Here is a 21,334-nt window from a genome sequence, read left to right on the forward strand (position 1 = left end):
CTCTTTGTGAAATATTGTTTTGGAATATTACATACACCTACCAGCTCATATTCGGATAAGCTCTTTGTACATATTGTAATTGGGTAAGAATAAAGCCCATATGTTCGGTATGTGTACCTGTTTTGCCACCCGTGTGCATCCAAGCATTCGCATCGGGCATACTTAAAGTGGCTTCACTTAATACTGTATATATGTTAGACAACCATTCCGTTTTTAAATGCTCCATTGGAGTGGCGATACTGCCTGCAATCATATCTTTCTCTGCCTCAGACGGGATAAATAATTCGCCCGAATAAGCCCATAACTCATTAATGGCTTCCTGTATTTTGGCATGGCTTTCGGGTGTACCGTCGCCTAGACGGATTACCCATTCGCTGCTCCATTTTAAATGATACTTGGCTTCTTTCAAAGATTTTTCTGCGATAGCAGCGATCACCACATCTTTACTGTTTTTGAGGGCAGTATAATGTAGTACGGCAAACTGATCGTAATAGAAAGAACGGGCAATAGTGTATGCCCAATCTTTATTGTCTTGTTCTAATAATAAAGCATTTTTGAAATCCCAGGCATCCCGGAGATAGGGCAGTGTATCCTCATCCGCTTCCTGACCTTCAGGCAGGTTGAGGTTAGTAAAAGCAGACTGACGGGCTTCGGGTGTTAAATCATTATAGACTTCCGCAGCATATTGAAATAAGCTCCTGGCCTGGCCTAAATGATCTAAAGCCGTATTAGTAATGGCAATATCCTGCTCTAAGATAGGGCCATGTCCACACCATTCGCTGATGCGATGCCCGATAATTAAAGCATTATCGGCAAGCTGTAAAATATAATTAAGTTTATTGACTGACATAAATACGGTTTCCTTTGTACAAAGGCGTTAAAGATCACAGATTACATGTATTCCACTTCTTTCGGAAGCACATAAAAAGTAGGGTGGCGGTATACTTTATCATTGGCCGGGTCATACATTTCATCTGCTTCATCGGGATTAGAGGCATGAATATGCTTGCTTTCCACTACCCAGATACTTACTCCTTCCATTCTTCTGGTATATACATCTCTGGCATTTTCCATAGCCATAGCCGCATCGGCAGCATGCAAGCTTCCTACGTGCTTATGATCCAAACCTGTTTTGCTACGGATAAAAACTTCCCATAAAGGCCATTCCTGACTCATAATTCATATATTATTTAGTGCGTAAAAATAAACAATTTGCTGCAATTGTCCTTATGTTTTTCTCGGTTTCTTCTTGGCAGCCGGAAATAAGACATTATTCAGGATCAACCGGTAGCCCGGAGATTTTGGATGCAATGATAGATCGGTCGGCGGATCGCCTATGGCATGCTGATAATCTTCCGGATCATGCCCTCCGTAAAAGGTAAACGTTCCTTTACCATATTCGCCATGAAGGTAACGCACCTCGTTTTCTGCCTTATTTTCCCCCATGACAATTACATTACTTTTAATGAATTCTTTCCGAAAAGCCGTTGTTTGCCCTACAAACCCTTTAACCGTAGTTGTATGGTTTTGGGTCAACATCGAGGGCACCGGATCAAACTTTGCTGAAAAGGTGAACAAGGAAAAATAGTCATTATCGGGTCTGGCCTGTCGGTAGTCCGTATTGTCAATACTTGAATATTCATATCGGGTTGGACTACGTTCTAATATAAAATCCTTAAAGGCAAAACAATGGTCATAATTTAATTTTTGTTGCGCATTAGGGTCCATCGGATCGCCATCAAAAGGTTGCTCACAAATATCCACCCCTTCTGCAGAAAGCGCAATATCATAGCTGTCTGTTGCCGAACACATGGCAAACAGATAGCCCCCGCCGGCCACGAAATCTCTGATTTTTTGTGCCACAGCCAATTTGAGTTGCGATACTTTTTTAAAGCCATGTTTATGCGCCGAGGCTTCCTGTGTTTTTACGTCTTCTATATACCAGTTGGCCATTCGGTAATTAGCCCAGAATTTACCAAACTGTCCTGTAAAATCTTCATGATGCAGGTGCAACCAGTCGTATTGATTGAGTTTATCGCCCATTAGTTCGTCATCGTACACCTTATCGTAAGGGATTTCGGCATAAGTAAGGGCCATGGTCACCGCATCGTCCCAGGGAAGCTTCGAGGTTGGGGTATACACCGCAATGCGTGGTGGTTTTTCCAGCTTAATGATATCCCCGTTAAAATTGGGGTCTACAATCTTGTTTACAATACCCAGGTATTGGCCGTCAGGAATCACCTTATAATCTACTCCACGCACCTTACACAAACGTTCGATCGCTTCATTCTGATCCATGGCAAAAGCCCCGCCATCATAATTGAGCAGCCAATCGACCGTAACGCTGCTTTGGAGTGCAACAAAAGCAATGCCATAAGCCTTTAGATGGTTGCTTTGGTCATCGGCATTCATGGGTATATATAGCTTTGCGGCAAAAAGGGGCAGATGGCCGGCCAGAAGGCATAGAAATACAAAAACGGACTTTTTCATTTGTTGCAAATTAAGAAAATTATTGCAGTAATCTAATTTGTCAATTCAGCTAGTACAAGTATATTTGCTCTAATTAATCAACCAGACTTTATACATTCAGATGAATATTATCATACCAATGGCAGGCATGGGCAAACGTATGCGCCCACACACACTTACTACTGCAAAACCGCTGATTCCTATAGCGGGAAAGCCAGTAGTCCAAAGATTGGTAGAGGATATTGTGCGCACCGCAAATGAAAAAATTGAAACTATTGCCTTTATTATTGCCCCGACTTTTGGCAAAGCGACCGAGGATATGTTGTTAAATGTAGCCCAAAATCTTGGTGCTAAAGGATTGATCTGTTATCAGGAAGAGGCATTAGGTACAGCACATGCTATATTATGTGCCAAAGAATGTTTAGACGGAAATGTATTTATTGCCTTTGCCGATACTTTATTTAAAGCAACATTTACTATAGATACCCAGAAAGACGCAATTATCTGGACGCAAAAAGTAGCCGATCCTTCGGCTTTTGGTGTCGTGAAACTGGCAGAAGGCGGGCGCATCATTGAATTTATAGAAAAACCGCCTGTATTTGTATCTGACCTGGCGATTATCGGCGTTTACTATTTTAAAGATGGTGCCAACCTGAGAAAAGAACTGGAATACCTGATCGATAATGATATTTCGACCAAAGGCGAATTTCAGCTGACCGATGCCATGGAAAACATGAAAAACAAGAACATTGAATTTTATTGTGATCAGGTAGAGGAGTGGTTGGACTGCGGAAATAAGAATGCGACTGTATATACCAACCAGCGCATCCTGGAAATTAAGAAAGATACAGAAACCCTTATAGCAGCTTCTGCAATCATGGAGAACAGTATCATCATTCCTCCTTGTTTTATCGGAGAGAACGTAGTACTGCGCAATTCCATAGTAGGGCCTCACGTTTCTATAGAGCACGATGCAGTACTGGAACATGTTGTGGTTAGCAATAGTATGATACAAGAAAGCACGCAATTGAAATATGTAAACCTGACCAATTCTATGTTGGGCAAGCATATTCAATATAAAGAATCTCCAAAAGAAATAAGCTTAGGAGATTACTCCGTTTTATTATGATCGAAAGAAAACACTACTATTCCGTAATAGGTGCTTTACTGCTCACTTTTGCTTTGTATTCGTGTAAGACAGCCAAACCGGCGGTACAAAACGGGAAACCCGGATCTTTGGAAACGCAAGCAGAAGCGAATAATAAACCTGAAACCAAAGGACGTATTATTGAAGGATATACCCTTCAAAATAATGATCGGGTATATTTTAATGCGATCCGTAATTATATTTTAGGAAAGTACGATACCTCTTTTGTAACCTTCAACTATTATTCCCGTCTGGATACCAGTAATGCTGCCGCATATTATTACCTGGCCAATCTGAAAGGGAGGGCTAATTATTTAAAGCAAACCCTGAGTGATGCGCAAAAGGCCGCACGCCTTGCACCGGATAATAAATGGATACAGTCGTTTTATGCCAGTGTCCTTGCTTTTTCAGAGTCTTATGAAAATGCAGCACAGATCTTTATTAAGCTGGCCAAACAAAATCCCAGCGACCGAAGCAATTATTATATTGCCGCTTCCAAGTTGTATGTGAGAAATAAAAACTATCCTGCAGCCTTGTCGGTGTTAGATACGCTACAACAAAACAGACCCGAAAATGATGAAGATGTACTGCTGGAAAAGCAGAATATCTATATGGTGAGTAAAGATTTTTCGAATGCCATAAGGGTTACCGAGCAATTGGTTGATGCTTACCCACTTACGCCAGAATATCTCATTCATCTTACCGAAATATATGAGATACAAAAGAATGACGCCAAATCTTTAGAGACGATAAAACTTTTGGAGAAAAGATTTCCGGACAATGATGAGATCACCTCTTATACATTTGGGTATTTTTTGAAAAAACGCAATATGGAGATGGTGTCTCAATCGCTGAATGAGTATGTAGACGCAGCAGAGGCCAATAAAGAAAAAAACCTGTCTATCTTGGATCAAATTGGTGCTTATATGAGTAGCAACCAGAAAGATACCGCTGTGCTTACCTTCTTGACCGGATTGACACAGAAAATAACAGAGACCAAACCTAATAATTTTACGGCTAAGCGCCTGCTGGCTTCTATGAATCTGTATAACCGTAATGAAGCCGAAGGTTTAAAACAATTTGAACAACTCATCCAACAGGATCCCGGTAACTATGCATTGTATACCCCGGTACTGAGTTACTATTTATATTCCGGCAAGCAGGATTCGACGCTCCGCTACCTGGATCGGATGGAATATATCTTTCCCGATTCCATTGATCTTCCCTTAAACAAAATGCTGATTTTCCGTTCCGATAATAAGTTGGATACCGCATTGAAGTATGCGCTTAAAGGATTGGATCTATCTCAAAAGCAAAAATCAAAAGACAGAGAAATCCTGTTTTTTAACAGCATTGCAGAAACGTACAACGAACTCAAGCAATATCCGCAATCAGATAGCGTATTTGATGCACTGTTAAAGAAAGACCCGGAGAATATCATGGCATTAAACAATTATGCCTATTATCTGTCAGAAAGAGGCGTGCGTTTAGAATATGCCCTGAATCTGTCCAAGAAAACACTGGAACAGCAAAATGCCGAACCCAATTACCTGGATACCTATGGCTGGATCTTATATAAGATGAACCGTTTTGAAGAGGCAAAAACGTATATGGAAAAAGCGATTACTTATGCAGGCAAAGATGTGTCTGCGGTAGTATTGGAGCACTATGCCGATATTGAATTCAAACTGGGAAATGAGGAAAATGCCCTGAAAATATGGAAGGCCATTGATAAGGCCGGGCAAGGCTCCTCTTTTATAAAGAAAAAAATAAAAGACAAGAAAATTTATGAATAGACTATTGTATAGAAATGCCGCCTTTACCGCGGTTGCCGCGAGTGTCATGCTATTTGGAGCATCTTGTAAAACAACAAAAAAAGTAAAAAAAGCAGAAGAACCCACTGTGGTCGTTCCGGTGGTGAAACCGGATGATTTTGGAAAACTGTATGAACGCAGTTTTACCTATAGTACCTTCTCCGGAAAGGCACAAATGCACTATGTGGGCAATGGGCAGGATCAGAACTTTACTGCCAATATCAAAATGGAGAAGGACAAAAAAGTCTGGCTTTCCGTTATCGCTCTGGGTATCCAGGAGATTGCTAGGGCACAGGTGACGCCCGAAAAGATGCAGGCGATAGAAAGATTAAGTCGCTCTGCTTATGATATGACTTTTGAGGAAGGACTTAAAAAACTGAATGCACCTATAGAATTTCCAATGTTGGAAAACCTGTTGATCGGTAATCCCATCATGCAGAAATTAAAAATAAAAGACATTGCCAATACAGGGAGCGAAGTGAAAATTGTAACCGAAAAAGATGGTTATGTGCAAACGCTGACTTACGATAAGAATACGCAAAACCTTATAGAGCAACTGGTGGTTTCGGAAGCAAAGAAATTCAGATGCACGGTTAAATACAGTGATTATGTGGTGTTGAACGGGCAGGCATTTGCCAAAACCAGGTCGATCAATATTGAAGACCAGGCTAAGAATAAAACAACCTTACTGGAAATGGATTTTAGCAAATATGATTTGGATGGCGCTTTAGATATCCAGTTTTCGATTCCTTCTAATTATAAAATGAAGCAATTGTAATTGAAAATCAATTTTATAGCAAAAGGGATGTTCGTACTGGTACGGGGCATCCCTTTTGTATTTCAGCTGTTTCTTGCCCCTTAAATTGGCAGGATTACCATTTTTTTAGACTTATATTCAGTATTTTTGAGTTTGAGGTGCTTTGGCGTAAAATTTTATACCCGTGTTTTACGTTATAGCGGTAACGCCAAATATTGAATCATGAAAATAGTTAAACTCTTATTACTGGCTACGTTATGTTCCGCAGCCGTTTATGCCGGAGCAAAGCGTACGGTTTCCATAGACAACTTTAAAGCCTATGAAGTGAATGAGCAGGGTATATATGGGAAGCGTTTTCCACTATTGAATGCTTATGATACGGCAAAAATTACCCTGAAAAATATACAGTCTGTGGTTCTTAGCGAAGGTGTTCCATCCGGAATCACCGTACACGAAGGCGTTCCTCAGGTATCCGTGGTTTTTGGAAAGGAGAGAAAGCAGCTTGTGGCTACGGTCAATATGCCTTTGTTTTATAAAGAACAAAATGTCATTAAGAGAATTACATCCTTTGATGTTGAAATAGAAGAAGAAAAATCCCATAATATCGTAGCCAAAACCTATGCTGGTCATTCTATATTGTCTAGCGGTACCTGGTATAAGATAGCCGTAGACAGAAGGGGTGTTTTTAAAATCGATTATGCATTCCTGCAAAGTTTAGGACTCAATCCTGCGACCATCAATCCCAATAATATAAGGATATATGGGAATGGCGGTACCGTTATTGAAGAGGCCGTAACCGATGGCGCACCGGACGACCTCGTAGAAAATGCGATTGATGTACGCAGTAGCGGATCAACCTTCGGAACAGGTGATTTTATCTTATTCTATGCAAATGGCCCATTAAAATGGCAATACAGTACAGCCAGTCAGCAGTTTGAGCAAACACAGAATTACTATGAGCCGCAAAGCTATTATTTCCTGAATGTCGACCTTGGCCCGGGCAAGCGTATTCAGAACATGAGCAGCAGTGCTTTACCGGTGGCTAAAACAGTCAATACGTTTAATGAATACCGGGTCTATGAAAAAGACTCTGTAAATATTGCCAATATGGGTAAGGAATGGTATAGCAATTTCATGAACACCAACAATGCCAGTTCCCTGACGCAATTTGTGAATCTAGATCTGGGTGCGGTATCCGATACCGTACGCTACGATTTCAGAGCCGCCGCCAGAATAGAACTGGGTACCGGAAGTTTGTCTTTGTCTAATAATAATACCTTACTCAATACAATCAATTTTTCGGCTTCGGGCTCCTCAAGCATAGCCTTTGCCAGCAGTACAAGAAGCGGCTTTTTTATCACTACACAGCCTAACCTCAGTTTTAAATTAAATTTCTCCTCTGCAGCATCTAACGGTAAGGCTTACCTGGATTATATCCGGCTGAATTATAAAAGATCTTTGTCCTTGCAAAACGGGCAAATCAATTTCAGATCATTGGAGCAACGTAATTTAAACGCTTCCAATGCCTTGACGTTTACAGTAGCGAATATGAACAGCAATGCCAGAATTTGGGATGTGACCAATATGCTGGAACCCAAATTAGTACCGGGTAGCGCAACAGGGGGCAGCTTCTCCTTTAATGATGGAGGGGGTACACTGAAAGAATATATTGCTTTTGACGGAAGCAGCTATGGCAGCCCGGTTAAAATCGGTACCGTAAGCAATCAGGATTTACATGCTTTAAGCCAGGTCGATTACCTGATCATTACGAATAATGAATTATTGCCGGCAGCCAACAGTCTGGCAGACATGCATCGTACAAAATATAATACTACTGTACATGTTGTGACCGTAGATAAAATATACAATGAATTTTCTTCTGGCGGACAAGATATCGGGGGAATCAGGAATTTTATCCGGATGTTCTACAACAGAGGCACACCCGGCAACTTGATTAAAAACGTTTTACTGTTTGGTATGGCCTCTTTCGATTATAAAGACCGTATTGCTCATAATACCAATATTGTACCCACCTACCAAACCCAAAATAGTGAAAATAAAACGCTGGCTTTTGCCACCGATGAGTTTTATACTTTACTGGATGATGGTGAAAATGTAAACCTGAATAACAATACAGGCGCCTATATCGATATCGGATTGGGCCGTATTCCGGCTGGCAACCTGGCAGAAGCCAATGATGTCGTGGATAAAATCAAGCGCTATACCAGCCCGCTTTCTTTTGGAGAATGGAAAAATAACCTTACCCTGGTGACGGACGATTATGAAGCCGGATTTGCATTTTTAACCAGTTCCGAATCTATTAGCGATGCCGTTATGGGCGCTAACAGCGGAATCAACCAATCTAAACTATATACCGATGCGGCACCAAGGGTTGCTACACCAAGCGGAATTAAATTTCCTACGGTAACGCGCGATATCAACAACCAGATCTTTAACGGTACTTTCCTGATGAATTATATTGGTCATGGTAGTCCGCAACGCTGGGCCTTGGAAGAGATCTTGTATAAGGGAGATATTGAGCAATGGAATAATGACTCCAAATTGCCGATTATGGTAACGGGTACCTGTGACTATGGCCGTTTCGATAATCCCGAAGAGCCTTCTTCCGGGGCTTACCTGATCACCAAACATAATGGAGGGGCTATTGCAGCCATCACAACCACTCAGGAAGTTTACGAAGGACAAAATAACCGGATGAATATCGGGTATTTGTCCGCTCAGTTTGAAAAAGATGCCAATGGAAAATACCTGAGTTTTGGGGAGGCCTTTAGAGAGGGTAAAAACCGTGCAGGGGCTTCCGTGCAGGATAATTCCCGCAAATTTGCCCTTCTGGGTGATCCGGCGATTAAACCTGCTTTACCGGAAAATCTGGTACAGACCGACAGCATTTTGGTACGGACTAATACGGGTGCCTATTTACTGACCGATACCCTGAATGCCTTGGGTAAATATAAAATTAAAGGGAATGTAGCCAATGCTTCGGGCAATGTAAAAACCGATTTTAACGGTCAGGTATTTGTAACGGTTTATGATAAAATGAAAAACGTATCGGCCACCAATCCTGCTTTGCTGGCATCTTCACTTCAAAAAACATTCCGTGTGCAAAATAATATCCTGTTTAAAGGAAATGCCAAGGTGGTGAACGGACTATTTGAGATTGATGCGATTATACCTAAAGACATCAACTATGATTTTGGAAAGTGCAAGATCAGCTATTATGCATACAGCAGTACAGAAGATGCAGCCGGCTCTGATACCGGTTTTGTGTTGGGTGGCTTCAGCTCTTTTGCAGATGAAGATAATGCAGGCCCTGTAGTAAAACCCTATATCGATAATAATAAATTCAGGAATGGAGATATTGTGAGCAGCAACCCAATGCTGTATGTAGAACTGGAAGATGATAACGGGATCAATGTATCAGGCTCTTCAGTAGGGCATGATCTGATTGCTGTTTTAGATGGTGATTATGAAGCTCCCTTTGTTTTAAACGCTTTATACACACCGGAATTAAACGATTATACAAAAGGTAGTGTGTATTTTCAATTAAATAAAATTCCGATTGGGAAACATACCATAACCGTTAGGGCATGGGATGTTTACAATAATTCAGGTGAAGGTACCGTAGACTTTGAAGTAAAAGGCGCCGATACCCTTGCGTTTAATATTTATAACTATCCTAATCCATTTAGCGACCTTACCAATATCGTTATTCAGCATAACCAGCCCAATACAGATATGACTGTAAGCTTAAGGGTATTTAATACTTCCGGATCAGAAGTGTATAGCAAATCGCAGCAATTCAGGCCTACGGGTAGTTTTACCACCTGGCAGTGGACCGGGACTTCCAGTGCGGGTAGCAAACTGGCCAATGGCTTGTATTTTTATCAAGTGCACGTTAAAACGGCAGCCGGAACCAAATCGGCATATTCAAAATTAGTCTTGACACGTTAAAATAGGGTAAAGAAATTACACTAAATATTTATCAGGAATGATAATTTAATCTCCCTAAAGCGCGTTAGTACTATATATTCGCAGAAAATAGGTGCAAATGATTTATATTTGCGCCGCCTAGTAACAAATAAAAAGATAAAATAAATGACAAAAAAGCTGATTTTTTCAGGGATCACATTATTAAGTGGCGTGGCTTTCAATGAAGCACAGGCGCAACAGTACAAAGAGGTAGGGCCAATTTCTTATGCCGTTCCCTTTTTGACGATTGCTCCGGATGCTCGTTCAGGTGCTATGGGAGATGCAGGTGTTGCCCTTTCTCCGGACGCCAATTCGCAGCATTATAATGTGGCTAAATTAGCCATGAGTGAAGATAATGGGGGTATTGGCTTAACTTACTCTCCTTGGTTAAAAGACATCGTTCCTGATGTTGCCTTGATTTATGCTTCCGGTTTCTATAAATTTGGTGCTAAAAAAGATCAGGCAATCAGTGCTTCTTTACGTTATTTCAACCTTGGCGAAATCAACTACAGAAGCGAAAATAATACCGATAACGGTATTGGTAAGCCTTACGAACTCGCTTTTGATGTAGGATATTCCAGAAAATTATCAGAAAACCTGTCATTAGGGGCAAACCTAAGATATATAAATTCCAATATTGCTCCTGGAAGTAGTGGAAGTGGTGCCGGATATGCTCCTGCAAGTACTTTTGCCGCTGATTTAGGTATGTTCTATACCAAAACAAAAATGATCACAGAAGAAACGGGTTCTACTTTCAACTTTGGTGCCATCGTTCGTAATGTTGGTGGAAGGGTTACTTATTCTCAGGCAGTGCGCGATTTCCTTCCTGCACAGTTAGCGGTAGGGGTGGCTTATACGTATAAGATCGATAAATTTAATAAAATTACCGGTACGATAGACCTTACAAAATTGTTGGTACCTGCAGCTAAGAGAGTGATTACCGGTGGGGATACAACTTATCAGGCACCAAGAGAAGATTATACCGTTGTGTCTGGTCTGTTGAACTCTTTCCAAAGAGCTCCGGGTATGTACGGAACAACAATAGGTGTAGGTGGTGAATATTGGTACCAGGATCAATTTGCCGTAAGAGCGGGTTATTTCTATGAGGCACCAAAATTAGGAAACAGACAGTTCTTTGCAGCAGGTATTGGTGTTCGATACAGCATGTTCGGTATTGATGTCTCTTACCTGATTCCTTCAGGAAGCGGTATTGCCCGTAATCCATTGAGCAATACTTTACGCTTTACCCTGTTATTTAACTTTAACGATAAGTTTTCTAAAGAGAAAGATAATTCAGAATCTTAAAGATATTTTCCCTATATTATTCAAGACCGAAGCGTATCCTGTATGCTTCGGTTTTTGTTATATTTTGTATTAGATTTTATTATGCAAATAACTTAAGTTTGTCTGAACTTTGTTTACTGGTTTTATGATCGGCATACAATGTCTTGAAACAAATAAATAGATACAAGCGTAAGATTTATATCCTAAAATTATAATATTTATGAAATTGAGAATTGGTAACGGAGTAGACTTTCACAAATTACAAGACGGTTTACCCTTCACTTTAGGCGGCATTCAATTGGAACACTCCAAAGGACCGGTAGGGCACTCAGATGCCGACGTATTATTACATGCCATTTGTGATGCCTTATTGGGCGCAGCAAACCTGGGCGATATAGGCAAGCACTTTCCGGATACGGATATGGCCTATAAAGGAATAGACAGCAAAGTATTATTACAAAGAAGTCATAACCTGATCAAAGAAAAAGGTTATGTCGTTATTAATATGGATGCGACTGTATGTCTTGAAAAACCTAAAATTGCCCCGTATTTAGACAAAATGAAAGCGGCTATTTCGGGTGTAACCGGTATCGATATCAATGACATTTCTATAAAAGCCACCACCTCAGAAGGCATGGGTTTTGTCGGTAGGGAAGAAGGCGTAATGGCTTACGCAACCGTTTTATTATCAAAATTTTAATTATTAATATTCTATAAGAATGAGTGAAGAGCGTACAGAGATTGGAACATTGGGCGAATTTGGGCTAATTGAACATTTAACGCGTAATAACGAAACCAGGCAGGCGGGTACCATACTAAGCGTCGGAGATGATGCAGCGGTAATAGACCAGTTTGGAAAACAAAGTGTTATTTCTACAGAACTGCTGATAGAAGGCGTGCATTTTGACCTGATGTATACCCCCTTAATGCATTTGGGCTATAAGTCAGTCGTCGTGGCCATCTCGGATATCTGCGGTATGAATGCCATCCCTTCCCATATTACCTTGAGTATTGCGATATCGAACCGCTTCTCAGTCGAGGCTTTGGATGAGTTCTATAATGGTGTATATGCGGCATGTGATTTTTATAATGTAGACCTGATCGGAGGCGATACTACGAGTACACCCAAAGGCTTGATCATTAGCGTCACAGCAATAGGAGAGGTGACCCCTGATAAATTTGTGACCCGCTCGGGCGCACATGAAGGCGATTTGATCTGCGTGAGCGGAGACCTCGGTGCGGCTTATTTGGGTTTGCAACTGCTGGAGCGGGAAAAGAAAATCTTCCTGGAAAGTCCCGGCGTACAACCCGATCTGGAAGGAAGAAAATATGTAGTGGGTAAAATATTGAAGCCCGAAGCAAGGGTTGATATCGTAGAATGGCTGCACGAACAGGAAATTGTTCCTACAGCAATGATGGATATCAGCGATGGCTTAAGTTCCGAACTATTCCATATCTGTAAACAAAGCAATGTGGGTTGCGCCATCTATGAAGAGAAAATTCCTTTTAACGGGGAGATGCGGGAAGTCGCTTATCACTTTGAAATCGATGCGACCGCTTGTGCCTTAAGTGGTGGAGAGGACTTTGAGTTGTTGTTTACGGTAAAACAGGAAGACTACGACAAAATAAGATTCTCCGAGAAAATCAGTGTAATAGGCTATGTTACCGATGCCGGAGAAGGGAAGAAAATGATTACCAGAAAAGGTAATAAACACGATCTGGAAGCACAAGGTTGGGTTAATTTTAAATAATCGGGTGTTTATATTAAACCTTAAGCACGAAGTATTATCTATATATACATAAAACGTAGATAGAATGAAAAAGATCATCATATTAGTAGCAGTAGCCCTTACCATCACAGGAACCCTTATTGCACAGAATAAGGCTACCCATCAAAGAAAGACAAGGGCGCAGGCGCAACAAAGTACAGCCGCCTACAGCCAGGCGACGGTAGACCGGATGAGCCGGGAATTAAACCTGAGCGCGGAACAGCAAAAGCAAGTGTATAATTTGACACTTGCCAGTAATAAGGAATCCTTAAGGACCAAAGAAGGTGTTGCAAAATATAATGCGGATCTCAACCAAATTCTGAATGCCGATCAAAAAGCAACCTTAGATAGGTTGAAAGCAGAGAAAATACAGCAGAAAGATGTGCGCTCAGCAGAACGGCATAATGATCTGAAATCTGCCCCTGTAAAAGTGACAGGGCCTGAAAAAATATAGTTTTCACGTATTCTTATATTAAGAAATTGTAAAAAGCGCGCAAATAAAGGTATTTGCGCGCTTTTTGTTCAAACTATTTTCTTGATTATGGTGTCTTTATAGTATATTGTAATATAAAAAAACCACATGTATGATCAGAGTGATAGGCATAACCCTTGTATTGTTAGCAAGTCTTGTATATAAAAGTTCCGCACAGGAAGCAAAAATGAATGCAAACCAAACACAGGTAAAACAGAGAAATATAATGATCCCTAATGCATTTACACCTAATGGAGACGGCGTAAATGATGTGTTTAAGCTCATTAATGTTTCCGGCGAGCAATTGCTTGAATTGAAGATTTTTAACCGATGGGGCACCATTGTATACAGCTCTACGGATGCCGGAGAAGGATGGGATGGCCGATATAAAAATGCGGAGCAGCCTGTGGGTGTCTATGGCTACGGAATCAGGATAAAATATAATGATGGGGTGATTGAAACCTATAGGGGAACAATTACCTTAATTAGATAAGGTTTTTGTTTTGTTTGTATCGGCGCAAGAGCGCACGGGTACACAAAATGCAAATCGTTGCCTTTTCTGAAGGTGATTTTCCATAATGATCAGAAAGAAGCAGATACGCTGGTATTTGCTTCTTTTTGTTTTAAGCCCTGTTCTGATAAAGCCCCCCGGTACAAGGAATCTGATTTTTGCTTAAATTGCTTAGAATAAGGATTTAATACGCTTAAAACGGATAATGAAATGAAGGAACAAATGGAGATAAGAACATACGAACCAGGAGATAAAGAACGGGTTTTGGAACTGTTACGGCTCAATACGCCAGCGTTCTTTGCGGCAGAAGAGGAACAAGATCTGGTCTATTATCTCGATCATGAACTAGAGCAATATTTTGTGGTGATCGTTGATGGGAAGCTTGTAGGTGCGGGCGGGATCAATTTTAGCGAAGACCGATGTACCGGCAAAATCAGTTGGGACATCTTTGACCCTGCTTATCAAGGCAAAGGAATAGGGAGCAGGCTCTTACAATTCAGAATTGATATATTGATAAATAATGTTGATATACAACGTATTACAGTACGTACATCACAATTGGTTTATCCTTTTTATGAAAGAAATGGGTTCGTGCTACAGCAAATCGTCCCGGATTACTGGGCTAAAGGCTTCGATTTGTATCAAATGGCGTATAGTGAAAAATAGTAAATAATTGAATATTAATATTTAGTGGGTGTTACCTTAACCATTATTCTAAATAATATATTATTCTTAACTATATAGAAGGAGGAAAGGAAGAAGAGGGATTGTATGGAAAGGATTAGATACCCGATATGATGTAATAAGCTTATCTGGAAAATCAATAGTGTCAACTGCTTTCGATAGGAGCGGCGTAAAATATGATTATATACATAATGCACTTATAAAAACACAAGTGATGGAAAAGAAACTGCTGAAAATATGTGCAAAAGGGCATCAATTTTATAAAAGTAGTGATTGTCCTGTCTGTCCGGTTTGTGCGGCAGCAGATAAGCCTAAAGAAGGCTTTTTGTCCCATTTGTCTGCCCCTGCGCGTAGAGCTTTGGAAAACAAGGGAATAGATAGTCTGTCTGCTTTATCTGGATATACCGAAAAACAGATACTGAGTTTGCATGGTATTGGAAAAAGCAGCATCCCTCTATTGAAAAGATTGCTGGAAGAAAAAGGATTATCTTTTAAATAAAAGACCTTTTTACTTTAGTTTGTATATTATGAACTATTGATTATTATGTTTTGATATTACTTATTCTGCACCGTTTAGAAAGCGATAAGCCATCCAGGCCATAAGTCCCGAACCGGTGATTAAAGCAGTTTCGTCAATATCGAAGTGATCATTGTGCACCGGGTTTAGAAAAGTCTCATTATTTTTATTCGTTCCTAAACGGTAAAAGCATCCGGGAATCTCCTGGGTGTAAAAGCTAAAGTCTTCAGCCGTCATGCGCATCTCCAGGTCGCCCACATTTTCAGTACCTAAGTAATCTGTAGCGAAGTGTTTTGTTTGCTTATGGAGTACGGGATCATTAAACAAGCTAGGGTAGCCATCGGGAAAATGTACCCTTGCTGTAGCGCCCCAGGCAGTAGCGGTAGCGGTACAAACTCCTTCAATAAGTGAGAGGGCTTCTTTTCTCCAGGTTTCATCAAAAGTACGCAGCGTGCCCAGTATTTCCACCGATTCGGGAATTACGTTGGTTACCTGCCCACCGGCAATCTTTCCAAAAGTCAGTACTGTGGGTAAGAGAGGATTGCAACGCCTGGATACAAGCTGTTGGAGTTGCATGATCAGGTTGGCTGCTATCGTGATCGGGTCGATCGTTTTATGTGGTAAAGCGGCATGACCGCCTTTGCCCTTTATGGTAATATGTATTTCATCGGCACTAGCCATATATTGGCCAGATCGAAAAGCGACCGTTCCGGAAGGTAGTTCCGGAAAAACGTGTAAGCCAATGATTGCCTTTGGTTTAGGATTTTCTAAAACCCCGGCTTTTATCATTAAACTGGCGCCTCCAGGGCTTTGTTCTTCTCCGGGTTGAAAAATAAGCTTTACCGTGCCTTCAAAGGCATGTTTCAAGTCATTCAGGATGTGTGCGGCACCTAAAAGGCAACTGGTATGTACATCATGCCCGCAAGCATGCATAACGCCAGGTACGGTACTTTTGTAGGCTACTTCATTCTGTTCCGTAATGGGTAAGGCGTCCATATCTGCCCTTAGGGCGATACAGTTGCGTTCCGGATGCTTTCCTTCAATCAGGGCAACAATACCTGTGCCGGCTATATTCGCTTCAAAAGGGATACCTATTTTTTTCAACTCAGCACTTACAAAGGCCATCGTTTCATATTCCTGAAAAGATAATTCAGGGTGTGCATGCAGATGTCTTCGGGTCTGGCTTAAATAGTCTTTTAAGCCAAAAGCGCTTTGCTGAATAAAATCTTTCATAATCATCTACTTTGTCGTGTCGCTGTCTGTATTGTTGGAAGGTTCATTGCGGTTTGCTGGCATCCCGGCAGGTCTGGGTGGGATGCGGTTGTTGATTAGAGAAGGCACAATCATCACTGTATAAGATTTGCCTAAATATCTATAGAAGTCATTGGCTTCCTGTCTTGTCTTAAAGTCGCCTATGCGAATCCTGTAATATGGGGCTGCGTAAGTAATGTAAGAGCGCACAGAGGGAAAGCGCTTCATAAAGTCAATCTTTGTTGCTTTTGCTTTGGCACGTTCCGGCCCGCTGTAAATTTGTATGCGATAGCCTTTTGATACATTGGAAATACGCCTCTTTACAGTGTAGCTACCGGTTCCTTCAGTATGATAATCAACGCTTTCTAAATTTTTTGCTTCCTGCGTCTGTGGTAAAGGTTCCTGTTGCAGCGCAGGTTTTGTTTGTGCTTGTGGTGTCGGTTGAAAGGGTTGTGGCCCGATCATACTGCCGGTGCTTTGTGGTTTTGGTGTTTGGCCGGCTCCCTTTTTGCCGTCCTGACAAAATCCTATACTATTGATAATCAATATTATAAACAGTGTTAGATAAATTGTTTTTTTCATCGTTACCTTATTTTAGTTGTTCTTTGGCAATATGTACACTCGCTGAGGCACCAATCCTGCTTGCTCCAGCGGCTACATATTTTTGGGCATCTTCATAGGTTCTGATGCCACCAGATGCTTTTATCCGGATCTCTTCAGGCAGGTGTGCCCTCATGAGTTTTACCGCTTCCAGGCTCGCTCCTTTTTCTGCGTAACCGGTAGAGGTTTTTACAAAGTCTACATGGTGTTTTGCGTAAAGTTCACAAGACCTAATAATCTCTGTATCTGTCAGTATTCCACTTTCGATAATAACTTTTAACACTTTGTCATTCAGTCTAGTAGGTACTAATATTTTAGATACCTCTTTGGAAAGATAATCCCAATCTCCATTCTTCAGGGCTGCTATATTATGTACCATATCTAGTTCATCTGCACCGTCTGCAAGGGCTTCTTCCGCTTCTTTTACCTTGCTAGCAGTGCTGCTATAGCCGAAAGGAAAGCCAATTACGGTGGCCACCTTTACGTCGGTATTGAGCACGAGTTGCTTAGCCGCTTTTACATAAAAGGGAGGTACGCAAACTGCGGCAAATTGATATTGAATAGCTTCTTTGCATAGTTGCTCCACTTCTCCTATGGTTGTAGAGGGTTTTAGTATGGTATGATCAATATAAGCTTCTATATTCATTTTACTTTAGTTTTTGTTTTTTATTGACTTATTGTCAATGTTTTATAGCTTGAAGAATATCCTGCCCATGCACCTAGTGCGCCGTTCGAAATATTACTGCCTACTTTAATTGGCGTGCTAAAAGGATTGCCGGTGGTACCTACAGAAAATTCTAAAGTCTGCCAAAATGTATAAGTTGCTTTATCAATAGCAGACCATTTTACGGTTACTTTATCCCCGCGCTTGAAATAGCGGTAGGTTTCAAAGTTAAACGTATCCATAGGCGAAATACCATTCGAAATATCCAGATCTACGGTTGTGCCATTAACAATATCATCATTATAGGTAGAAAAGCGGTCGGTCAGATAGCCATTATCATTTCTGTTGGTGAATATCCGGACACAATTACCAAGTGTGTCAGGGTCGGTATATTTACCCTTCAAAACCCGGTAATCGGGTTCGTTCGTAATCGGTTGAGGCAAAACTTCTGCCCAAATCGAATCCAGTGCTTTCACTTTTGGAATTGTAGTCGTCGCTTCATATGATTTTCCTTGATAATCAATGGATAATTTATATGTTTTGGTTTCTAAACCCAAAAAGGTAAGGTCAGCAGGATTAGCCGTGTCTACCGTATAAAATGAATAGGTATTGCTTAGGGTGTCGATCGTATATTCCCTCAATTGAATCGTGCGGCTGCCGTCCGTTACTTTGATTACGGCTGCATGTAAGAAAGAGTTTTGCAGATTACCTAAATCGATTTTCGAAAAGAAACCCAGGCTTTTGGTCAATAGCACAAAAGGAGGCTGACCTACTTCAATACTCCCTTCTACCACTACTTTCTCTGAAATATCGGTAGGAAGGTTAAAGTTAACCTCCTTTTCGCAGGATATAAGACCCACAAGGCTTCCGATACAAACGGTCACTATAGCTAAATACCTTTTCATATATAAATTATATTATACTCTCTGTTTGAATATTTCATACATCATGATACCGGCGGCAACGGATACGTTGAGGGAATCAAAATGTTCTGACATCGGAATCTTAACCAGATGGTCTGCAGTCTTAAGTACATAACTACTTACTCCCGTATCTTCTGCACCCATAACAATGGCAATAGGCTCTTTTAAATCCACATCTGCCAATGCCGTTTCTGTTTGCAGGGTAGTTGCCACAATCTGAACCCCATTAAGTTTTAAGGTATCTACGGCTTGTTGTACAGAGGCGACCCTACAAATAGCAATTTTTTCCAGCGCTCCGGCAGAGGTTTTGATTCCTTCTTCGGTAATGGCTGCATTGTTTGAACTTGGAATAACCAAAGCATGTGCTCCGAAACCATAAGCAGAACGGGCAATAGCACCCAGGTTCCGCGTATCGGTAATGCCATCCAGGATGACAAACAGCGGTGTTTCTCCTTTGTCTACCGCCAGGTCAATCACGCCTTGCAGCGGTTGATAACTGATGAGGCCGGCAATCGCCACTACTCCCTGGTGATTAGCCTGAGTGAAGCGGTCCAGTTTTTCGGTAGGTACATAGCTTACGGTAATGTCTTGTTTGCGGGCCAGGTTTTTAATCACGCCCAGTTCATCCCCGGTAGCCGTTTTCAGAATAAATATCTTTTCGATATCAACGGCTTCGTTTAAGGCTTCGATAATCGGTTTACGGCCGACGATTAGCCTGCTTTTAGGGACAGAAGTACGCTGATTTCTGTAATTGCTGTTTTGTGGTCTGTTTGTAAAACTCAAGATATATTATTTATTGATAATGTTATAGGTCCAACTCTTCAAGAACGCTGCTACTTTTTCTGTATTGTATCCTTTACCTTCTTCCAGAAAAGAAGTGTTTTGTGTCATGATCTGCTGTCCTTTTTGGTTTAAGATCACGATAACCGGAAAGCCGAAGCGCTGTGGGCGCTGCAGGGCATTCAATACAGCCTCATTTTTATTTTCTTTACTATAATTAATATGTACCACTTCATATTCCTCCAAGAGGGTATGAAGGGAGTCATTTTCCTTCATAAAGCGATCCAGGCGCATACACCAGGGGCACCAATTGCCCCCTATAAAAACGATAATATGCTTTTTTTCTTTTGCTGCTTTCTTTTTGGCCTGGTCCAACTCCTGTTTTGCATTCGCTTCCGGATGGTACACTTTTGCTGCCGGGGGTTTAGATGCCTGGTTTTGCGCCCTGGTTTGTAGCCCTGCAATAAAGAATAGTAATAAGAACCAAAAAGATTTCATGCTTAAGAAATGAGGATACACACGGTATTTTGCATGGCAAATTTAGTATATATACCTTAGATAAAAACAAAACACTATTAAAAATAGTGTTTTGCCTCCTTTCGGGTTTGTATAATTAAGTATTTGGAATCAGGATACTGTAGGTCTTTCCGGGACGCACGCTCAGAGACTTTCCCCTTAACCATTGGTTTGCGATCTTGATTTGCTGATAAGTACTGCCATTTTGTTTGGCCCATGCCGCCAGGTCGCCAATCGAACTGCTCACCTGTAGGTTACGACCTGTAATAGGTTGATACACATCCTCATTATCTAAAACGAAACCTAGTTTATCGGCGTTGGCAATGATGTGTTTCAGGGCCAGGATGCGGTAAACATATCGGTTTGTTTCTTCCGGAAGCAAAAGGTTATAGTAATTGCTTTCATATTGTTGGCTGCTGTAATTACTGAATCCGCCCATACCCATATTATAAGAGGCGGCGGCGGCGGTCCAGTTGCCAAATTTAGCATAAGCTTGTTTGAGGTAACGGCAGGCTGCTTCTGTTGATCTTTCCAGATCATAGCGTTCATCTACCTCATCGGTGATCTCCAGCCCGAATTGCTGTCCCGAAGCTTTCAGGAATTGCCAGTAGCCTACGGCACCTGCTTTAGATACCTGATTATATAGTGCACTTTCGGCAACGCATAAATATTTAAAATCATCCGGGACGCCATTGGCTTTAAGGATACGCTCAATAATCGGAAAAGTACGGTTAGCTAGCTTTAAGATATATATGGTACTACCATGCATGTAACTATTAAATAGCAACTCTCTGTCCAATCTTTCTTTTACATCCCAACGGCTTAGTGGCGTGCTTTCACCGGCAAAGGCAATGCTTTTAGGTAATTTTGGGGCAAACCATTTATTATTATTCAGCAATACGGTTGTTTCCGGCTTTACGGGACTGGTGGGTTCTGCGGCAGAAACGCTTGCCGGTCGCTCATTTTTTTTAGCAGCCGCTTCCTGCGTACCAATAAGGGATAGCAAGCCCAAGCTCCAGAGGTATTTATTCATATTCAATAAGTTATAACTTTATATTTATATAGCAGATCGTTTTAGGTATCTTGATTGATGTTGCAATATAGTAAACAAATTGCAGAATAATTTGTTAACGAAATGATACAAAATATGGGAAACAATTTATTAATGAGTATATTTGCACCCCAG

At 41.1% G+C, this 21,334-nt stretch carries 21 protein-coding genes; 11 read left to right on the top strand and 10 right to left on the bottom strand.

The window, feature by feature from the left end; all coding sequences use genetic code 11:
- Positions 1–37: 37 nt before the first annotated feature.
- From paaC to DBR32_RS08230, 3 genes are read right to left on the bottom strand one after another with little or no spacing between them, the layout of a single operon-like run.
- Positions 38–850, bottom strand: a complete 813-nt coding sequence (gene paaC, locus DBR32_RS08220; RefSeq protein ID WP_124635837.1) for a 1,2-phenylacetyl-CoA epoxidase subunit PaaC — start codon at positions 848–850, stop codon at positions 38–40.
- Between the two features lie 41 nt (positions 851–891).
- On the bottom strand, positions 892–1,176 hold the full coding sequence (gene paaB, locus DBR32_RS08225) for a 1,2-phenylacetyl-CoA epoxidase subunit PaaB (RefSeq protein WP_124635838.1): 285 nt from the start codon (positions 1,174–1,176) through the stop codon (positions 892–894).
- A gap of 51 nt (positions 1,177–1,227) precedes the next feature.
- Complete coding sequence (locus DBR32_RS08230) at positions 1,228–2,490, bottom strand: asparagine synthetase B (RefSeq protein ID WP_124635839.1); 1,263 nt, start codon at positions 2,488–2,490, stop codon at positions 1,228–1,230.
- A gap of 100 nt (positions 2,491–2,590) precedes the next feature.
- On the opposite strand from DBR32_RS08230, the gene DBR32_RS08235 reads away from it, so the two are divergent.
- From DBR32_RS08235 to DBR32_RS08285, 11 genes are all read left to right on the top strand, one after another.
- On the top strand, positions 2,591–3,598 hold the full coding sequence (locus DBR32_RS08235) for a sugar nucleotidyltransferase (protein WP_124635840.1): 1,008 nt from the start codon (positions 2,591–2,593) through the stop codon (positions 3,596–3,598).
- Entirely contained in the window at positions 3,595–5,412 is a 1,818-nt protein-coding gene (locus DBR32_RS08240; RefSeq protein ID WP_124635841.1) for a hypothetical protein, read from the top strand. The genes DBR32_RS08235 and DBR32_RS08240 overlap by 4 nt, the downstream gene beginning before the upstream one ends.
- Positions 5,405–6,208 carry a DUF4292 domain-containing protein gene (locus tag DBR32_RS08245; RefSeq protein WP_124635842.1) on the top strand — a complete coding sequence of 268 codons (804 nt, stop codon included), beginning with the start codon at positions 5,405–5,407 and terminating at the stop codon, positions 6,206–6,208. The genes DBR32_RS08240 and DBR32_RS08245 overlap by 8 nt, the downstream gene beginning before the upstream one ends.
- A 201-nt stretch (positions 6,209–6,409) precedes the next feature.
- Complete coding sequence (gene porU, locus DBR32_RS08250) at positions 6,410–10,159, top strand: type IX secretion system sortase PorU (protein WP_124635843.1); 3,750 nt, start codon at positions 6,410–6,412, stop codon at positions 10,157–10,159.
- Between the two features lie 144 nt (positions 10,160–10,303).
- Positions 10,304–11,482, top strand: coding sequence for a type IX secretion system outer membrane channel protein PorV (gene porV / locus DBR32_RS08255; protein WP_124635844.1), 1,179 nt, complete (start codon positions 10,304–10,306; stop codon positions 11,480–11,482).
- Between the two features lie 199 nt (positions 11,483–11,681).
- Entirely contained in the window at positions 11,682–12,161 is a 480-nt protein-coding gene (gene ispF, locus DBR32_RS08260) for a 2-C-methyl-D-erythritol 2,4-cyclodiphosphate synthase (RefSeq protein WP_124635845.1), read from the top strand.
- Between the two features lie 19 nt (positions 12,162–12,180).
- Positions 12,181–13,212: a thiamine-phosphate kinase gene (thiL, locus tag DBR32_RS08265; protein WP_124635846.1), complete on the top strand. Its 1,032-nt coding sequence runs from the start codon at positions 12,181–12,183 to the stop codon at positions 13,210–13,212.
- Positions 13,213–13,276: 64 nt separating this feature from the next.
- Positions 13,277–13,684: a hypothetical protein gene (locus DBR32_RS08270; RefSeq protein ID WP_124635847.1), complete on the top strand. Its 408-nt coding sequence runs from the start codon at positions 13,277–13,279 to the stop codon at positions 13,682–13,684.
- 130 nt (positions 13,685–13,814) lie between these two features.
- A complete protein-coding gene (locus DBR32_RS08275) occupies positions 13,815–14,195 on the top strand; it encodes a gliding motility-associated C-terminal domain-containing protein (protein WP_124635848.1) in 381 nt (126 codons plus the stop codon).
- Between the two features lie 228 nt (positions 14,196–14,423).
- Positions 14,424–14,879, top strand: coding sequence for a GNAT family N-acetyltransferase (locus tag DBR32_RS08280; RefSeq protein ID WP_124635849.1), 456 nt, complete (start codon positions 14,424–14,426; stop codon positions 14,877–14,879).
- A gap of 232 nt (positions 14,880–15,111) precedes the next feature.
- The gene (locus DBR32_RS08285; protein WP_124635850.1) at positions 15,112–15,396 is read left to right on the top strand and encodes an RNA polymerase alpha subunit C-terminal domain-containing protein; all 285 of its coding nucleotides are present in this window, start codon (positions 15,112–15,114) and stop codon (positions 15,394–15,396) included.
- Positions 15,397–15,456: 60 nt separating this feature from the next.
- Here DBR32_RS08285 and DBR32_RS08290 read toward each other — a convergent pair whose 3' ends face one another.
- From DBR32_RS08290 to DBR32_RS08320, 7 genes are all read right to left on the bottom strand, one after another.
- Positions 15,457–16,647 (bottom strand): M20 family metallopeptidase, encoded by a 1,191-nt coding sequence (locus tag DBR32_RS08290; protein ID WP_233559690.1) that lies wholly within the window; start codon positions 16,645–16,647, stop codon positions 15,457–15,459.
- 6 nt (positions 16,648–16,653) lie between these two features.
- A complete protein-coding gene (locus tag DBR32_RS08295) occupies positions 16,654–17,247 on the bottom strand; it encodes an SPOR domain-containing protein (protein ID WP_124635852.1) in 594 nt (197 codons plus the stop codon).
- Positions 17,248–17,254: 7 nt separating this feature from the next.
- The gene (gene deoC, locus DBR32_RS08300; protein ID WP_124635853.1) at positions 17,255–17,911 is read right to left on the bottom strand and encodes a deoxyribose-phosphate aldolase; all 657 of its coding nucleotides are present in this window, start codon (positions 17,909–17,911) and stop codon (positions 17,255–17,257) included.
- Between the two features lie 20 nt (positions 17,912–17,931).
- On the bottom strand, positions 17,932–18,834 hold the full coding sequence (locus DBR32_RS08305; RefSeq protein WP_124635854.1) for a DUF4249 family protein: 903 nt from the start codon (positions 18,832–18,834) through the stop codon (positions 17,932–17,934).
- Between the two features lie 12 nt (positions 18,835–18,846).
- Positions 18,847–19,635 carry a 23S rRNA (guanosine(2251)-2'-O)-methyltransferase RlmB gene (rlmB, locus tag DBR32_RS08310; protein ID WP_124635855.1) on the bottom strand — a complete coding sequence of 263 codons (789 nt, stop codon included), beginning with the start codon at positions 19,633–19,635 and terminating at the stop codon, positions 18,847–18,849.
- A 6-nt stretch (positions 19,636–19,641) separates the two neighbouring features.
- Positions 19,642–20,130 carry a thioredoxin family protein gene (locus DBR32_RS08315; RefSeq protein WP_124635856.1) on the bottom strand — a complete coding sequence of 163 codons (489 nt, stop codon included), beginning with the start codon at positions 20,128–20,130 and terminating at the stop codon, positions 19,642–19,644.
- Positions 20,131–20,245: 115 nt separating this feature from the next.
- Complete coding sequence (locus tag DBR32_RS08320; protein ID WP_124635857.1) at positions 20,246–21,181, bottom strand: lytic transglycosylase domain-containing protein; 936 nt, start codon at positions 21,179–21,181, stop codon at positions 20,246–20,248.
- Positions 21,182–21,334: the final 153 nt, after the last annotated feature.

This window comes from Taibaiella sp. KBW10 (genome assembly GCF_003852495.1).
GTDB lineage: Bacteria > Bacteroidota > Bacteroidia > Chitinophagales > Chitinophagaceae > Edaphocola.

Bases quoted from the DNA above. Each gene is read 5' to 3' on its own strand.
- DBR32_RS08280 (WP_124635849.1), top strand. From the start codon at position 14,424: ATGAAGGAACAAATGGAGATAAGAACATACGAACCAGGAGATAAAGAA.
- thiL (WP_124635846.1), top strand. From the start codon at position 12,181: ATGAGTGAAGAGCGTACAGAGATTGGAACATTGGGCGAATTTGGGCTA.
- DBR32_RS08295 (WP_124635852.1), bottom strand. From the start codon at position 17,247: ATGAAAAAAACAATTTATCTAACACTGTTTATAATATTGATTATCAAT.
- DBR32_RS08230 (WP_124635839.1), bottom strand. From the start codon at position 2,490: ATGAAAAAGTCCGTTTTTGTATTTCTATGCCTTCTGGCCGGCCATCTG.
- porU (WP_124635843.1), top strand. From the start codon at position 6,410: ATGAAAATAGTTAAACTCTTATTACTGGCTACGTTATGTTCCGCAGCC.
- porV (WP_124635844.1), top strand. From the start codon at position 10,304: ATGACAAAAAAGCTGATTTTTTCAGGGATCACATTATTAAGTGGCGTG.
- ispF (WP_124635845.1), top strand. From the start codon at position 11,682: ATGAAATTGAGAATTGGTAACGGAGTAGACTTTCACAAATTACAAGAC.
- DBR32_RS08275 (WP_124635848.1), top strand. From the start codon at position 13,815: ATGATCAGAGTGATAGGCATAACCCTTGTATTGTTAGCAAGTCTTGTA.
- DBR32_RS08320 (WP_124635857.1), bottom strand. From the start codon at position 21,181: ATGAATAAATACCTCTGGAGCTTGGGCTTGCTATCCCTTATTGGTACG.
- DBR32_RS08315 (WP_124635856.1), bottom strand. From the start codon at position 20,130: ATGAAATCTTTTTGGTTCTTATTACTATTCTTTATTGCAGGGCTACAA.
- paaC (WP_124635837.1), bottom strand. From the start codon at position 850: ATGTCAGTCAATAAACTTAATTATATTTTACAGCTTGCCGATAATGCT.
- DBR32_RS08305 (WP_124635854.1), bottom strand. From the start codon at position 18,834: ATGAAAAGGTATTTAGCTATAGTGACCGTTTGTATCGGAAGCCTTGTG.
- DBR32_RS08240 (WP_124635841.1), top strand. From the start codon at position 3,595: ATGATCGAAAGAAAACACTACTATTCCGTAATAGGTGCTTTACTGCTC.
- DBR32_RS08285 (WP_124635850.1), top strand. From the start codon at position 15,112: ATGGAAAAGAAACTGCTGAAAATATGTGCAAAAGGGCATCAATTTTAT.
- DBR32_RS08235 (WP_124635840.1), top strand. From the start codon at position 2,591: ATGAATATTATCATACCAATGGCAGGCATGGGCAAACGTATGCGCCCA.
- paaB (WP_124635838.1), bottom strand. From the start codon at position 1,176: ATGAGTCAGGAATGGCCTTTATGGGAAGTTTTTATCCGTAGCAAAACA.
- DBR32_RS08270 (WP_124635847.1), top strand. From the start codon at position 13,277: ATGAAAAAGATCATCATATTAGTAGCAGTAGCCCTTACCATCACAGGA.
- deoC (WP_124635853.1), bottom strand. From the start codon at position 17,911: ATGAATATAGAAGCTTATATTGATCATACCATACTAAAACCCTCTACA.
- DBR32_RS08245 (WP_124635842.1), top strand. From the start codon at position 5,405: ATGAATAGACTATTGTATAGAAATGCCGCCTTTACCGCGGTTGCCGCG.
- DBR32_RS08290 (WP_233559690.1), bottom strand. From the start codon at position 16,647: ATGAAAGATTTTATTCAGCAAAGCGCTTTTGGCTTAAAAGACTATTTA.